This window comes from Rahnella victoriana (assembly GCF_021276285.1).
In the GTDB taxonomy this organism is placed as follows: Bacteria; Pseudomonadota; Gammaproteobacteria; order Enterobacterales; family Enterobacteriaceae; genus Rahnella; species Rahnella victoriana.
The window spans coordinates 270,405-286,156 of record NZ_CP089919.1; the positions used below are offsets into that span (position 1 = coordinate 270,405).

The following is a 15,752-nucleotide window of genomic DNA, read 5'->3' on the forward strand; positions in this document are numbered from 1 at the left end:
CCTAGTAAGTACGCGCTTTCGGCGGGAACGCCGCGCGAAGCTTAGGCTGCATGTTCACCTCACGGCGGGTCATGCTTTCTGTTTCCGGCTGATACAGCGTGTGGCACAGCCAGTTCGCATCATCACGCTCAGGGAAGTCGAAGCGGCTGTGCGCGCCACGGCTTTCAGTGCGGTAGTTTGCGGAGACGGCGGTAGAGAACGCGGTTTCCATCAGGTTATCCAGCTCCAGACACTCAACGCGCTGGGTATTGAATTCTGATGATGTATCGTCCAGACGGGCAGATTTCAGACGCTCGCGGATCACTTTCAGTTCTTCCAGACCTTTCGCCATCGCATCACCTTCACGGAAGACCGAGAAGTTATTCTGCATGCACGATTGCAGGTCTTTACGGATAGCCACCGGATCTTCACCTGAACGGGTGTTGTTCCAGCGGTTCAGACGTTCCAGAGACACGTCGATGTCATCCTGAGACGCTTCACGGCTTTCGCCCTGCTCGGTAATGGATTCCTGCAGATGCATGCCCGCCGCACGGCCAAACACCACCAGGTCCAGCAGCGAGTTACCGCCAAGGCGGTTAGCGCCATGAACGGATACGCAGGCGATTTCGCCGACCGCGAACAGACCCGGGATCACTTCATCCTGACCCTGTGCGTTAACACGCAGCGCCTGACCGGTCACTTTGGTCGGAATACCGCCCATCATGTAGTGGCAGGTCGGGATAACAGGGATTGGCTCTTTGACCGGATCGACGTGTGCGAAGGTACGCGACAGTTCCAGGATGCCCGGCAGGCGGGATTCCAGAACGTCTTTACCCAGATGATCAAGTTTGAGTTTGGCGTGCGGGCCCCACGGACCTTCGCAGCCACGGCCTTCACGGATTTCGATCATGATGGAACGCGCCACCACGTCACGACCCGCCAGGTCTTTGGCATTCGGCGCATAACGTTCCATGAAACGTTCGCCGTCTTTATTAAGCAGATAACCGCCTTCACCACGGCAGCCTTCTGTCACCAGTACCCCTGCACCGGCGATACCGGTCGGGTGGAACTGCCACATTTCCATGTCCTGCACCGGCACGCCTGCACGCAGCGCCATGCCGACACCGTCACCGGTATTAATGTGGGCGTTGGTGGTGGACTGATAAATACGCCCTGCACCGCCGGTGGCCAGCACGGTGGCTTTGGCTTTGAAGTACACCACTTCACCGGTTTCGATACAGATAGCCGTACAGCCGACGATGGCGCCGTCCTGGTTTTTCACTAAATCCAGTGAATACCATTCGGAGAAAATCGTGGTGCCGTTCTTCAGGTTTTGCTGATACAGCGTGTGCAGTAACGCGTGACCGGTACGGTCAGCCGCTGCGGCAGTTCGTGCCGCCTGCTCGCCGCCGAAGTTTTTCGACTGGCCACCAAACGGACGCTGATAGATACGACCGTCTTCAAGACGGGAGAAAGGCAGCCCCATGTGTTCGAGTTCCAGAATCGCTTCCGGCCCGGTTTTACACATATATTCAATGGCGTCCTGGTCACCGATATAGTCGGAACCTTTTACGGTGTCGTACATATGCCATTCCCAGTCATCCTCATGGGTGTTACCCAGCGCGACGGTGATACCACCCTGCGCTGACACCGTATGGGAGCGGGTCGGGAAGACTTTAGAAATCAGGGCACAAGACAGCCCCATTTGTGAAATTTGTAACGCGGCACGCATACCGGCGCCACCTGCACCGATAACGACAGCATCAAACTCTCTGACTGGCAGATTCATTTACTACGCTCCCCAAACAACAATTGTTCCGTAAAGTAGGTAAACCACTAATGTCACGACAATGGCCAGTTGCAGCACAAGCCGGACAGCTACCGGTTTCACATAGTCCGTTAACACCTGCCACATGCCGATCCACGCGTGGATCAGAATCGACAGCAGCGCCAGCAGTGTGAATACTTTGGTGATGGAGGAAGAGAAGAAGCCATGCCAGACATCAAATGTCAGTTCCTGAGCCAGAACCACGAAGCCCAGAATATAGAGGATGTACAGGGTGAGGATGATGGCGGAAGCACGCAGTAACAGCCAGTCGTGCACACCATTGCGCCCTAACGCAGAAACGTTGCTTACCATACGAGGACTCCAGCCAGAATTGACAGCACGACGGTCAGACCGATTGCCACCTGGGCAGAACGGGTACCGGCAGCCAAACTCTCTTCGATATAGCCAAAATCCATCAGCAGATGGCGGATGCCACCGCAAACGTGATAGGCCAGCGCAGTGAGTATTCCCCAAAAGATGAATTTGACGAAGAAGCTATTCATGATGGCGGCAGCATGTGCAAACCCTTCAGGAGAAGAGAGAGACAGGCCTAACAGCCAGAGGAGGATACCGACGGCGACGAAGGTAATTACGCCAGAGACTCGGTGTAAGATGGACGCTATCGCAGTAACAGGAAACCGGATCGTTTGCAGATCCAGATTGACAGGTCTTTGTTTTTTCACGGTTTTGCCCACACAGCTCTTATTATTTTACTTCCTCCGGCCCGGAGCAGTATGTCAGACAGCACCCTTTCCTTCGTTCTTGTCGCTGTGGGTGCGTTGGCTGCGCGCGCTCACCCTAATCACTGACCTATGTCAGCTCATAGGGATTCGGTTGCTTGCCGTCTTCCCACAACACCAATAACTTTGGAAAGCTGAGCTAAAAGCTCATCAGTTTTCGCGCTCAAAGGACGACATCCAGTGTGCTTAAAAGGCGCGATAAACGTATTTTCGTAGCCGTAACGTAAAGGGCGAAGAAAATGATGCTGGGTGCTCCTACTTCGGATTGCCCGGAGACCTTGTAGGAGTATAGGTTGATCACATTCTTATTACAATTGCCCTACAAATGCTTTATTCACATTTCTCCGAAACAGTGAGTTAGCTCTCACTTTCTATAAAAGACACAAAATAAATTATCGAGTTTGACATTTGATCAACATTTCCATTACAAATGAGCTATCCCTATAGGACTGTGATTCTGAGCACATACCGGCTTTGCCCTCTCGCACCAAAATGGTGAAAGTTTCTGAAGAATCAGTGGATCACACAATCAACATACGGGGTCTTCCCTGATGGCCCAAGTTATGCAAAAGTGGTGATTGTGTAAATCCTCATACTCTTCACAGGTACTGAGCGACAGAACAGTAATGATTTACCGAATCGTTAACAACGATGAAACGCCGCTTGTTTGTCACAGAGCAGTCTGAGACTGCACTTCGACTCAGCTCTACGTTCCCTTCCCATTCGATCGCAGAGCTAAGGCTGACAATAATAATGACCTTACAAGGCGTCGCTTCCAGGCATTTCTGTTGTTACTGATTTTTAAAAATAAGGCGCTAAGGAGACTGTAAATGGCTGATAAGAAAGCGACACTTACCCTACAAGGTCACGACCCGATTGAACTAAACGTGCTGTCCGGCACGCTGGGCCAGGATGAAGTGGATATCCGCACCCTCGGTTCTAAAGGTCTTTTCACCTATGACCCCGGTTTCACCTCTACTGCATCCTGCGAATCCAAAATCACCTATATCGACGGTGAAGAAGGCATTCTGTTGCACCGTGGTTTCCCGATTGACCAGCTGGCACAAGAATCCACGTTCCTTGAAGTGAGCTATCTGCTGCTGAACGGCGAAGTGCCGACGCAGAAACAGTTTGACGAATTCAAGACCAATGTCACCCGTCACACCATGGTGCATGAGCAAATTACCCGTCTGTTCCACGGCTTCCGTCGCGACTCTCACCCGATGGCGGTGTTGTGTGGCGTGACCGGCGCACTGGCCGCGTTTTATCACGACTCCATCGACGTCGAAAACGAACGTCACCGTGAAATCGCCGCTTACCGTCTGCTGTCCAAAATGCCGACCGTGGCCGCCATGTGTTACAAATATTCTATCGGTCAGCCGTTTGTGTATCCGCGCAACGACCTGTCTTATGCCGGTAACTTCCTGCACATGATGTTCTCCACGCCGTGTGAAGAATATAAAGTGAACCCGATTCTGGAACGCGCCATGGATCGTATCCTGATCCTGCACGCTGACCACGAGCAAAACGCGTCAACATCCACCGTGCGTACCGCCGGTTCTTCCGGCGCGAACCCGTTCGCCTGTATCGCTGCGGGCATTGCGTCCCTGTGGGGACCGGCTCACGGCGGTGCCAACGAAGCGGCGCTGAAAATGCTGGAAGAAATCAGCAGCGTGGATCACATCCCTGCTTTCGTGAAACGCGCGAAAGATAAAAATGATTCCTTCCGCCTAATGGGCTTCGGTCACCGTGTTTATAAAAACTATGACCCGCGCGCCACCGTGATGCGTGAAACCTGTCATGAAGTGCTGAAAGAGCTGGATCTGAAAGACAACCTGCTGGAAGTGGCGATGGAGCTTGAGCACATCGCGCTGAACGACCCGTACTTCATCGAGAAGAAACTGTACCCGAACGTCGATTTCTACTCCGGCATCATCCTGAAAGCGATGGGCATTCCGTCTTCCATGTTCACCGTGATCTTCGCGATGGCCCGTACCGTAGGCTGGATTGCACACTGGAGCGAAATGCATCAGGAAGGCATCAAAATCGCCCGTCCTCGTCAGCTGTATACCGGCTACGACAAACGCGATTTCCATTCTCAGCTGAAAAAATAAGTCCTCCGTAATATATAAGGCCGATGAATAACTCATCGGCCTTTTTTATTTACCATCCCCACGAATTCTTAATCGTATATTCAGACTTCTTAATAAGACTGAATATTAACACCATTAATTGACGCTTTACATTTCGTGATATATCCTCCCCAGAAATTTGTCATGTAATAAAAACGATGAGTCATTATTATGATTCCATATTAACTCGTTAGATAAAAAAACGATTAACTGGAACAGGTAATATAAACACGCCATTATTCAACACAGGACATTCTGACATGGAAGAAAATCGGAACAGCTCGCGTTCGTTTAAAAAAACATTATTATCGAGTGCTATATTAAGTCTTTTATTGCCTTCATTTTCAGCATTGGCAACCGCGACATACGCTGGCGGTGATTATGAATTTCCAAGTATTAATTCTTCCTCGACACCTGGTAATGACGGCATTGCCTATATCATCACCGATGCAGGAACAAAAGTCACCGTGGCCGGAGAAATGGCCCTTCCGGGTATTCCTGCTCCTATTCCTCTTAAATCCGTCGTTTCAACCACCGGCAACGAAGCCTATGCCTTCAATATTATTAATCAAGGTAAGCTGATACTTAACTATGCTGACGTGAGCACAACAAATTCCAGTAAGACATTTAACATAAAAAGTGGCGGCTCCGCCGAAATTTATAACGCAGATATTAGTTCAGGGAAAAATGGCAGCAGCGTTATTTATGTTTCAGATAACAATTCCACCTTGCTCGGTGATGATATTCGAATAAGTAGTGACGCGACTCAGGCGGTAGGGATTGATATTCGCGCAGGTGCTCGTGCGAATATCAGCAATGTAAATATTGAATTATTAGTTGACGGAAAAAGAGCAGTCTCTGTTGAAGAAGCATCTGCTTATATTAACGGACTCACTGTTAATCAGCAATCTTCGGGATCTCCCGAAAGTCAAAGTGCTATTTATGCCTTAGGGGGAAAAAATACCGTCATTGCTGACGTCACCATCATTGATGGCAACGTTCAATTAACAGGCACCAACAGTTCCATCGTCGATGCAAATGCCTACAGTAAGGTCAGGTTAGACGGCGGCATTTATGAGGCAAATGGCAATAATACCAGCGGATTTAACATTGCGGCGTCCAGCGCAACGTTAACAGCAAGTAACCTGCAACTGACGACACACGGCGCAAATTCCGAAGCAATAAATGCACGTGGAGATACCGGGTTAGACCATGTCACCGTCACGACAACAGGCGACAGTTCCTATGCGTTATACGTCGATTCTGGCGAATTATCAGATACACCCAATGCGCAACCGGTGACCTTGACCGGCAAAGATATGCACATCATCACAACAGGCGTCAGTTCAGCCGCGGTGGTCGCTGCCCGTACAGGGATTATGGATCTTGATGGTGCTGAGATTACAACCAGCGGAAGAAACAGTAATCTGCTGGTTGCGATGAATGATTCTACCCTTGAAGCCAACGCGGTTAAGGGGAATTCAACCGGCGAAGGTGCGTCCGCTATCCGTTCCTATGCCAACAGCCAGATGACCATCAGCAACAGCGAGTTATCGACCACCGGTGCATTAGCAAATGGCATTTATGCGCAGGGTTTTAATGCAGACCATCAGGCCGTCGTGACGCTGGATAAAAGCGTTGTCAGCAGTGCCACCAGTGAGGGAATACTCGCCGAAGGGGCAAATACTCAGATAAATGTGAATAACGGATCAACCGTGCAAAGCGGAAACGGCGTGATGCTGAAAGCCAGGAGTTATACCAGTACCAGCACCGGTGTTACCACACAAAGCCAGATCAACTTGTCGGCCAGTGACTCTCACATGGAAGGCGAAATCATTGCCGATACCGGCAGTGTTGTGGATGTGTATCTTAACAGCGGTTCGGAATGGGAAGGGGTGACGGGCAGTACCCACAGCGTCAACATCGACGACTCCAGTCAGTGGACTGTAACGGGTGATTCCACGATTTCGCAGATGAACTCCGGCGGTACTACCCTCTTCACTCACAGCGGTAATGATTACTCTGAGCTCACCGTGAACGGCGATATGACCGGCGACGGCGTTTATCGCATCAATACTTATCTGGATGACAGTAACTCGCCGACAGACCAAATCCATGTCACTGGCGACGTGACGGGAAAGAATACCCTGTATGTCACCAGCACCGGCGGGAGCGGTAACTATACGCTGGGCAACGGTATCGAAGTGATCACCGTAGCAGGCACCAATATTCAGGGAACGGATGCCTTCGCGCTGGGTAATTCTGTTTCAGCTAACGCCTTCAACTATGGTCTGCGTAAAGGTGATATCACCACCGGTGAGGGCGAAAACTGGTACCTGAGCACCTGCACGAATTATGATTGCACCACACCGATCCCGGATCCTGATCCTATCCCTGACCCGACACCGGATGACAATCCTGACGATAATCCCGACGATGTCCCGGACGACATCCCTGACGATGTTCCGGATGACAACCCGGATGTGAACCCAACCCCGACGCCAACCGATGATAATCTGCCATGGCGCGAGGAAGTGCCGGGGTATATCGCCGCACCGGTGCTGAACATGCAGTACGGCTTCGATGCCATCGGCACTTATCACCAGCGTACCGGCGGCGATGTGCTGCATAAAGACGGCGCATGGGGCCGGATTGTCGGCACGCACACCGAAAATGACGCAGGCCGTTTCAGCTATGACACCGATACCTGGTTCGCGCAGTTGGGTATGGATCTGATGTGGGATAAAGACGCAGAAAACACCGAACGCAGCGCCGGTATTCTCATGACACTTGGACGCCAGAATACCGACGCGGAAGACAGTCTTCGCAACAACAACCCGCTGTATTCCGTACAAACCGGCAGTATAGACAGTGACATCTACAGCTTCGGCGGTTACTACACGCTGAAAGCGCAGGATGGCGGCTACATTGACGCGGTGGGCATGGGCAGCTGGTATAAAAACAGCTATGACAGCACGCATGATGCGGATCAGGACGGATATGGCATTGCCTTATCGGTCGAAGCGGGCAAGCCTTTTACCTTGCATGAAAATCTGAAAATTGAACCGCAGGCGCAGGTGATCTATCAGTATCTGAATCTGGACGATTTCAGCGATGGCATCAGCCATGTTTCCGGCGTCTCCACCAGCAATGCGCAGGCGCGCGGCGGTGTGCGTTTATTCCTGGATAATCCGACCTGGACGCCCTACCTGACGCTGGATGCCGTCACCACGATCGGCAATGAACCGGATGTGCAAATCGCCGACAGACGCCTGAAAGCCGAATTCAGCGACAGCTGGTGGCAGAGTGGCGCAGGTCTGGCGGGTAAACTTGGCGAAAACACCACGATTTACACCGACATCCGCTACCAGAAAGGTTTCGATTCGGATATGGAAGGCTACAGCGGCAATCTGGGTGTGAAAGTCAATTTCTGACCCTGCTCTCCTTTCTTAAGGGCACTCCGGTGCCCTTTTCTTTTCATCCGCTACACCTGACACACCGGGCACCAGAAAAACGGTCGCGATGACACACTGGTTTTCATGATCGGATCACCGCAACGTTCACACGGCAGGCCCGTCCGGCCAAACACCTTAAAACGAAACAGCGCACCGTGATGCACATTTTCATCCATCGTGCCGCGTGTGGCATAGGATAACCGCGCAACCGACAAACAGGCATCCGCCAGCGCATCCAGTTCCGTTTCATTCAGTTCTTTGGGTTTATGTTCCGGCAGCAGCTTCGCCAGCCAGAGAATTTCCGCCCGCAGATAATTACCCAGCCCCGCCAGAAACGCCTGATCCAGCAGCATTCCGCCTAACTGACGGTTGCGGAATTTTGGCGAGAGTAACCGCTCACGAACCTGCGCGACCGTCAGACGCTCATCCAGCACATCCGGCCCGATACGTTGCAGGAACGGATGCCTTTCGATATCCACCGTATCGTAAATGCCAATCTCGGACGCGCTGTAAAGCAGGATCGCCGCGTCGGTGGTTTGCAGTTTCACCCGCAGCGACCGTTTGGTTTCTTTCGCCACTTCACCGGCATTCAGTACCCGCCAGACACCGTAAAGCTGATTGTGGCTGTACAACGTCAGGCCATTGGAGAAGTGCGTCAGCAGGGCTTTTCCGCGTGTTTCAATGGCGGTGATGGTGGTTCCGCGCAACGCAGACTGATAGGGTTTCAGTGCCGGAAACGCAAACCAGACTTCCGTCAGGGGCTTATTCACCACCGCTTCTGACAGCAAATCAGCCGCGCGCCGGATTTCAGGACCTTCTGGCATCAGTGAGTCGCACCCTCTGCAATTTTCAAATCCTGCTCCGTGTGCAGCGCGATGGCGATAGTCAGCTCAAGGGCGTTGAGGACAGTGTGTACTGACATACTTGGCGCGCCGGGATGTTGCGCGGCCTGTTCCGGCAGATAAGGAATATGGATAAAACCGCCCTTCACCACTTTGCAGGCCGGTTGCGCCAGACGGTGCATCAGGCCGTACATCACATGATTACAGACGTAGGTGCCTGCGGTCTGCGACACGGAAGCCGGAATACCCGACTCGCGCAATCCGCTGACAATGGTCTTGAGCGGCAGGGTGGAAAAATACGCCGCCGGACCGTCTGCGACAATGGGTTCGTCCACCGGCTGATGGCCGTCGTTGTCTGCAATACGCGCATCATCGACGTTAATCGCCACACGTTCGAGGCTGAAATCACATCGCCCGCCCGCCTGACCGACGCAAATCACCATTTCCGGCAGCACGTCATCAATCGCCGCATTCAGCGCATCAATCGCTTTACCAAATACGCACGGCAACTGACGGACCACAATCTGCGCACCGGATAATTCCAGATCGCCCAGTTGTTTCACCACTTCCCATGAAGGATTGACACGTTCGCCGCCAAAAGGCTCAAAACCGGTAACTAACACTTTACGCATAGGGACTCCCCGGAAACTGCAAAAATCAGCCTGCGCTGACCTGAATAGCCTGCTCATTAAACGCCGCACGCAGACGACGCGCAAAGGTCAGCGCGTGCTCACCATCACCGTGAAGGCAGACGGTATCGGCGTTAACCGGCACCCAGACGCCTTCGCGGCTGAGCACTTTTTTCTGTTGCACCATCGCCAGCGTCTGATCCAGCGCCAGTTCGTCGCTTTCGATCATCGCATCCGGCTGACTGCGCGGCACCAATGTGCCGTTGTGCTGATAACGCCGGTCGGCAAACACTTCCTCGCGGGTGGTCAGTCCGAGACGCTCACCGGCGCGGATAAGCTCACTGCCCGCCAGCCCGACCAGACGCAATGCGGGATCGACGTCATACACCGCGCGGGCGATGGCATCCGCCAGCACCGCATCGGTTGCAGCCTGGTTGTACAGCATGCCATGTGGCTTCACATGCACCATCTTTCCGCCCTGCGCACGGGTGATGGCGGCCAGCGCCCCCAGCTGATACACCACCTGCGCATACACCGTTTCGGCAGGCAGTTGCATGGCGGTGCGGCCAAAGTTTTCCCGGTCAGGGAACCCGGGGTGCGCGCCAATCGCCACGCCGTATTTCAGCGCCCAGCGAACCGATTGCTGCATGGTCTGCGCGTCACCGGCGTGAAATCCGCAGGCAATATTGGCGGAGCTGACCAGTTGCAACAGCGCCTCGTCATGGGCGCAGCCTTCGCCCAGATCGGCATTGAGATCAACGATCATACAACCCCCGTTTAATCTGTTCGATAAAGAGTGACTGCTCACGCAGCGTTTTCTGCGCCTCTTCCGGCGTGCATTTTACAAAGTGAACCGGCTCGCCAAGGCGGATCTGCGCCAGATTGTACAAATCGGCTTCGATGACGCAGGCGATACGCGGATAGCCGCCGGTGGTCTGGGCATCGGCCATCAGCACAATCGGCTGTCCGCCATGCGGCACCTGCACCACGCCGGGCAATAAGCCGTGCGAGAGCATTTCGCGGTCGGTTTCGCGTTTCAGGGTGTGGCCGTGCAGACGGTAACCCATGCGGTTACTTTGCGGGCTAAGCTGCCACGATGCGCGCCAGAATTCTTCCCGCGACTGCGCACTGAATTCCTGATATTCCGGCCCCGGCAGCGCACGGATGCGGTTACCGAACAGCAGCTGTTTGATGCCACCGGCAATTTTCGGATGATGGAAAGTATCGCCGGTCGGCAACATATCGCCGTCCTGCAACGGACGCCCGTGGAAGCCGCCGAAACGGGCTTTCAGATCGGTGCTGCGCGATCCCATCACTTCCGGCACATCAATGCCGCCGGAAATCGCCAGATAGCTGCGCATCCCGCGCACCGGCGTTTTCAGGGTCAGTACCTGGCCCGGCCTGACCGCATAGCGCCAGCCGGTCCAGACGTCTTTGCCGTCAAGCTGCGCGTGGCAGCCCGCCCCGGTCAGTGCGATCCAGCCTTCGCGGTGAAACTCGGCACTGAATTGTCCGAGCGTGATTTCCAGCCCGGCGGCATTTTCATCGTTGCCGACCAGCAGGTTAGCGATACGCAACGCCGGTGTATCCAGCGCACCGGACTGACTGACGCCCTGCTGGCGATAACCGTTGCGTCCCATATCCTGCACCGTGGTGAACATCCCGGCGCGTAAAACCTTCAGCATACGCCCTCCTTTTGCGGCACGAAACGCACGCTGTCACCCGGTAACAGCAAGGTCGGCGTCGCACGCAGCGGATCAAACATCGCCAGCGGCGTCTGCCCGATCAGCTGCCAGCCACCCGGCGTCGCCAGCGGATAAATCCCGGTCTGACTGCCGCCGATCCCAACCGAACCGGCAGGCACCGACAATCGCGGTTCGCCATGGCGCGGCGTCGCCAGCGTTTCCGGCAGACCGCCGAGATAAGGAAAACCGGGCTGGAAACCGAGAAAATACACGGTGTAAGCCGTCCCGGCATGGCATTCCACCACCTGACGCGGCGTCATGCCGGTATGGCGCGCCACGTTGTCCAGATCCGGCCCCTGCACACCGCCGTAAATCACCGGAATTTCGATCAGCCGCGATTCCGGCTCAATGGCCTCACTTTCTTCCCACCAGTTTTGCAGACGCTCGATGGCATCCAGCGCGGAACTTTGCGCCTCGGTGAGTAATACCGTCAGATTATTCATACCGGGAATGACTTCGCGTACGCCCGGATAGGTGGCGCGATCCTGTAAACGTTGCGCCAGCCCCCAAATTCGCTGCTGGCTTTTCAGCGACACCGGCGGTTCCAGCTCCAGCACTACCGCGCGTTCACCCAGCAGGTAACATCGTGCTCGTTGCACTCAGACACTCCTCAAAGAAGGGTTGTGGATCATCGGGTTATTCATCAAATCAATAGCGTGAGATTTGTTATCAGTTATGCGGGAAACAGAGTGCTGATGTCAACTCATCTGCCCGTTTGCGCGGGACACTGAGGTTTCGCCAGCCGCCTGCACCTGCTACTCTCAGAAATGTTGCTGTTTTTTTAGCGTTTGGATAACGCCTTCGTTACACAATAGGGATGGCCTGTGAGAAAACCATTAGCACTCTTTTTTCCGCTCTATACCACGACGTTACTGATGCTGCTGGGTTCCGGCCTGCTGACGACTTATATTTCCCTGCGTCTTTCGGCGGTTCACGTCAGCGGCGCGATGATCGGGGCAATCATTGCGGCCAACTACATCGGGCTGGTGATCGGCGGCAAAGTCGGCCACATCCTGATCGCCCGCGTCGGTCACATCCGCGCTTACGTTTCCTGTTCCGGGATCATCACTGCCGCCGTGCTCGGTCACGGCCTGACGGACATCATTCCGGTCTGGGTGGTGCTGCGCCTGATCATCGGCTTATGCATGATGGTGCAATATATGGTGCTGGAAAGCTGGCTCAATGATCAGGCGGAGGCCAACCAGCGCGGCGTGGTATTCGGCTTTTATATGGTGGCGTCTTATCTCGGCATGGCGCTCGGCCAGGTGGTGCTGATGCTCAACAGCGATTTAGGCGTCAGTACGCTGATCGTTATCGCGTTGTGTTTCGCGCTATGTCTGGTGCCGATTGCGCTGACCACCCGCACCAACGTCGGCCATATGTCTCCGGCGCCGATGGAACTGAAATTCTTTATTGGGGCGATCCCCAAAGTGCTGGCGATCACGCTGTTAATCGGCATGGTCGTCGGTTCGTTCTACGGACTCGCGCCGATTTACACCAGCCAGCAGGCACTGAGCACGCAGCAAACCGGCCTGTTTATGGCGCTGGCGATTTTCGCCGGGCTGCTGGCCCAGTTTCCGCTCAGCTGGTTGTCGGATCGCTATAACCGCAACATGCTGATGCGCATTAACGCCATTCTGCTGGCAGTGGCTGCCCTGCCGCTGGCGCTGGTCAGCCACATTTCGTTTCCGCTGCTGCTCGGTATTGGCTTTGTCGTCAGCCTGATGCAGTTCACGCTGTACCCGCTGGTCGTCGCACTGGCGAATGACATGATTGAACCGGAACGCCGCGTGTCGCTCTCAGCTTGTCTGCTGATGGCCTTTGGCGTCGGTGCCTGTATCGGCCCGCTGGCGGTTGGCGCGCTGATCCAGCCATTAGGCGGCAATATCCTTTACGCCTTTTTCGCCCTGTGTGGGGCCGGAATTGTGGCGCTGAGCCGGACGTCGAAGAAAGAAGAAGAAACCCAGATGGCCGTCGATGCGCCGGTGCCGCACATCGCCATGCCGGACAGCCTGAGCAGTTCCCCGCTCTCCCCTGCACTGAACCCGGCGTTTGACGAACAGATGATTCAGGAGACCATGCCCGCCCCGGAAAACGTGGTGGAACCGCAGGTTGAGGAAAGCGAAAACGTGGAGGAAGAAGAAGAAGAGGAAAGCAAGTATCCACCGCAGGGCGCAGACCCTGAAGTGGATACCGGATTACAGCGGGCGTTTACCCTGCTGGAAGACAGCGTGTCTGATGAGTCATCGGATAAAATGTCTCAGAAGTGAGGGGCGTAATCGTTGCAGTCAGTTTGGATCCGGCCAGCGCACAGGGACAGGAGCGTACAGTGAGTACGTGACTGGCACGCGCACTGCCCGGATTCAAAATGGCAAAAAAGATAGCCCCTAGGCTGGGTTATCGATGTCGATAAACATAACGTCCAACCCATGTTCCGCTGCCAACCATTCACCCAGTGCTTTCACGCCATAACGTTCGGTGGCGTGATGGCCTGCGGCGAAGAAATGCAGCCCCATTTCGCGGGCGATGTGTATGGTTTGTTCGGACACTTCACCGCTGATGAAGGCATCGACGCCAAATTCCGCCGCTTTCTGAATATAGCCCTGACCGCCGCCGGAACACCATGCCACGCGGCGGATTTCAGCCGGGGCATTCTGTGAGCTGTGCAGCACGTTGCGATCCAGCGTGACTTCAATCCGCTGGCGGAATTCCTCACCGGTCAGCGGTTTTTCCAGTTCACCGTAGGGCAGCAAAATAGCGATTTCACCCTGCACGGTGATACCGAACAGTTTTGCCAGTTGCGCGTTATTGCCGAGTTCAGGATGTCCGTCCAGCGGCAGGTGGTAGGCGTACATGTTGGTGTCTGTCGCCAGCAGGGTTTTGAGACGGTTGCGTTTCATGCCACGGATTTCCGTCGGCTCGTCTTTCCAGAAATAACCGTGATGCACCAGCACCGCGTCCGCTTCAACGGCTATCGCGGCATCCAGCAGATCCTGCGACGCCGTCACGCCGGTGACCACGCGCTGTACTTCGCGACGTCCTTCGACCTGCAATCCGTTCGGTGCGTAATCTTTGTAATTGCTGATATCCAGTTTCTGGTTAATCAGCTGTTCAAGCTGGAGGTTGTTCATGGCGTTCCACTCTTCATTAAATATCGTCAGAGGATAACGCAAGCGGCGGCCCGACAACAGCCACCGGGCCGGTTAGTTAAACCATTTTCCGGCTTTAACTTCCTGCGCCTTGCCTTCACTGATCATCTTCGCCTGACTGCCCTGTGATAAATTGCGGTTAGCATCCGCCTGAGACTGGGTGACATCCGTCTGTGCGGCCTGCTGTTTGAGATCCTGCGCAATAAACTCATTTTCATGCGCAGTACGCGCCTGCAGCTGCTGCAATTCCAGTTTCTTTTTATCCACATTTAACTGTCGTAGCTGATCTTCATAATTCTGATCGCGGTGTTTATCTTTTAACCGCTCGGTTTCCCGCGCTCTGGCGCGTGCATTGGCGGCGGCAATCCGTTTATTACGCTCGGCCTCACGGTAACGGTAATAAGCCTCTTCGCGGGCCTGATAATCATCCCATCGTGCCTGCTCTTCCGCCTGCCCCTGATTTTCTGCCTGCGCGACATTCGATAATTGTTGCTGTAAATCGGCTGAAAAAACGGCAGCCGGAGACACTGAAAGGAATAACATCAGTAATACAATTTTATTTTTCATGATATCCCTTATTTATTTTCCAGCCGGACAAGTGCTGTTTGGCTGAATACGGGTTTCATTCTTTTGCGTCATAAAGACTACCGCCAGCCCGTTAGTAAACTGACAGGCGCGCCCGACCTGAACCGAAGTATATATTTTCGTATCATCTTTATAACTGAGGCTGACCCCTTCCACCGTATTACGGCTGTTCACCGCAGAGCCGGTGACGCCGCCAAGCGTAGCCCCGCCCACCGCGCCACCGACTGCCGCCAGATCACCGCCATGCCCCAGCGCATAGCCCGCGACACCGCCGGCGATAGCGCCCAGAACCGAGCCTACCAGCGTGGCGGTATTCCGGTTATCCTGATTATTGACCGTTATTTTGGCGGGTAAGACTGAAAGTATATTGACCGTACGCGTTTCCTGTCGCGTATTTAACTGGTCAGTGGTAAAGGTATCCGCAGCATATTGATCGGCATTAGACTGACAGCCGGTTAATAAAGCCATTAACACGAAAGATGAAACCGCTATTTTTGTTTTCACAATTATTCCCTGTGGTTTATGTTCTTTATTATCAGAACACCTTGCGGGAATAATACGGCGGAGAATTTTTACCTGCTGTCAGGATTTGTCTTTCGTCATGACGAATTCTTTACACTTAATCCATAATTCATGTTCCGAAGCCCGTTGCAGAGTTTTCATTTCTC

General features: G+C 54.0%; 14 protein-coding genes. 3 read left to right on the forward strand and 11 right to left on the reverse strand.

Annotated features, from left to right (window positions below; translation table 11 throughout):
* Position 1: 1 nt before the first annotated feature.
* The 3 genes from sdhA to sdhC are packed head-to-tail and all read right to left on the reverse strand — an operon-like array spanning position 2 to position 2,502.
* Positions 2-1,768: a succinate dehydrogenase flavoprotein subunit gene (sdhA, locus tag J9880_RS01430; RefSeq protein WP_131692630.1), complete on the reverse strand. Its 1,767-nt coding sequence runs from the start codon at positions 1,766-1,768 to the stop codon at positions 2-4.
* Positions 1,769-1,771: 3 nt separating this feature from the next.
* Positions 1,772-2,119, reverse strand: a complete 348-nt coding sequence (gene sdhD / locus J9880_RS01435) for a succinate dehydrogenase membrane anchor subunit (RefSeq protein ID WP_095921202.1) — start codon at positions 2,117-2,119, stop codon at positions 1,772-1,774.
* Positions 2,113-2,502, reverse strand: coding sequence for a succinate dehydrogenase cytochrome b556 subunit (gene sdhC / locus J9880_RS01440; protein ID WP_015698116.1), 390 nt, complete (start codon positions 2,500-2,502; stop codon positions 2,113-2,115). Before sdhC ends, sdhD begins: the two co-directional genes overlap by 7 nt.
* An 875-nt stretch (positions 2,503-3,377) precedes the next feature.
* Here sdhC and J9880_RS01445 point away from each other — a divergent pair.
* Both J9880_RS01445 and J9880_RS01450 read left to right on the forward strand, forming a co-directional pair.
* Entirely contained in the window at positions 3,378-4,661 is a 1,284-nt protein-coding gene (locus J9880_RS01445; protein WP_095921201.1) for a citrate synthase, read from the forward strand.
* Between the two features lie 485 nt (positions 4,662-5,146).
* Positions 5,147-8,113 (forward strand): autotransporter family protein, encoded by a 2,967-nt coding sequence (locus tag J9880_RS01450; protein WP_232769990.1) that lies wholly within the window; start codon positions 5,147-5,149, stop codon positions 8,111-8,113.
* Between the two features lie 50 nt (positions 8,114-8,163).
* On the opposite strand, the gene nei is transcribed toward J9880_RS01450, so the two are convergent.
* The 5 genes from nei to pxpB are packed head-to-tail and all read right to left on the reverse strand — an operon-like array spanning position 8,164 to position 11,949.
* On the reverse strand, positions 8,164-8,958 hold the full coding sequence (gene nei / locus J9880_RS01455; RefSeq protein ID WP_232769991.1) for an endonuclease VIII: 795 nt from the start codon (positions 8,956-8,958) through the stop codon (positions 8,164-8,166).
* Entirely contained in the window at positions 8,958-9,608 is a 651-nt protein-coding gene (gene pcp, locus J9880_RS01460; RefSeq protein ID WP_095921198.1) for a pyroglutamyl-peptidase I, read from the reverse strand. The genes nei and pcp overlap by 1 nt, the downstream gene beginning before the upstream one ends.
* 25 nt (positions 9,609-9,633) lie before the next feature.
* Positions 9,634-10,371: a 5-oxoprolinase subunit PxpA gene (pxpA, locus tag J9880_RS01465; RefSeq protein ID WP_095921197.1), complete on the reverse strand. Its 738-nt coding sequence runs from the start codon at positions 10,369-10,371 to the stop codon at positions 9,634-9,636.
* A complete protein-coding gene (gene pxpC / locus J9880_RS01470) occupies positions 10,361-11,290 on the reverse strand; it encodes a 5-oxoprolinase subunit PxpC (protein WP_232769992.1) in 930 nt (309 codons plus the stop codon). Before pxpC ends, pxpA begins: the two co-directional genes overlap by 11 nt.
* Positions 11,284-11,949, reverse strand: a complete 666-nt coding sequence (gene pxpB, locus J9880_RS01475) for a 5-oxoprolinase subunit PxpB (protein WP_232769993.1) — start codon at positions 11,947-11,949, stop codon at positions 11,284-11,286. Before pxpB ends, pxpC begins: the two co-directional genes overlap by 7 nt.
* Before the next feature lie 276 nt (positions 11,950-12,225).
* On the opposite strand from pxpB, the gene J9880_RS01480 reads away from it, so the two are divergent.
* Positions 12,226-13,620: an MFS transporter gene (locus tag J9880_RS01480; RefSeq protein ID WP_408637227.1), complete on the forward strand. Its 1,395-nt coding sequence runs from the start codon at positions 12,226-12,228 to the stop codon at positions 13,618-13,620.
* Between the two features lie 117 nt (positions 13,621-13,737).
* On the opposite strand, the gene J9880_RS01485 is transcribed toward J9880_RS01480, so the two are convergent.
* The 3 genes from J9880_RS01485 to J9880_RS01495 all read right to left on the reverse strand — a co-directional run bounded on the left by J9880_RS01485 (position 13,738) and on the right by J9880_RS01495 (position 15,552).
* Positions 13,738-14,481 carry a type 2 GTP cyclohydrolase I gene (locus J9880_RS01485; RefSeq protein WP_119827436.1) on the reverse strand — a complete coding sequence of 248 codons (744 nt, stop codon included), beginning with the start codon at positions 14,479-14,481 and terminating at the stop codon, positions 13,738-13,740.
* 72 nt (positions 14,482-14,553) lie between these two features.
* On the reverse strand, positions 14,554-15,066 hold the full coding sequence (locus J9880_RS01490; RefSeq protein ID WP_232769995.1) for a DUF5384 family protein: 513 nt from the start codon (positions 15,064-15,066) through the stop codon (positions 14,554-14,556).
* 12 nt (positions 15,067-15,078) lie between these two features.
* Positions 15,079-15,552: a hypothetical protein gene (locus J9880_RS01495; RefSeq protein ID WP_095925084.1), complete on the reverse strand. Its 474-nt coding sequence runs from the start codon at positions 15,550-15,552 to the stop codon at positions 15,079-15,081.
* Positions 15,553-15,752 lie beyond the last annotated feature (200 nt).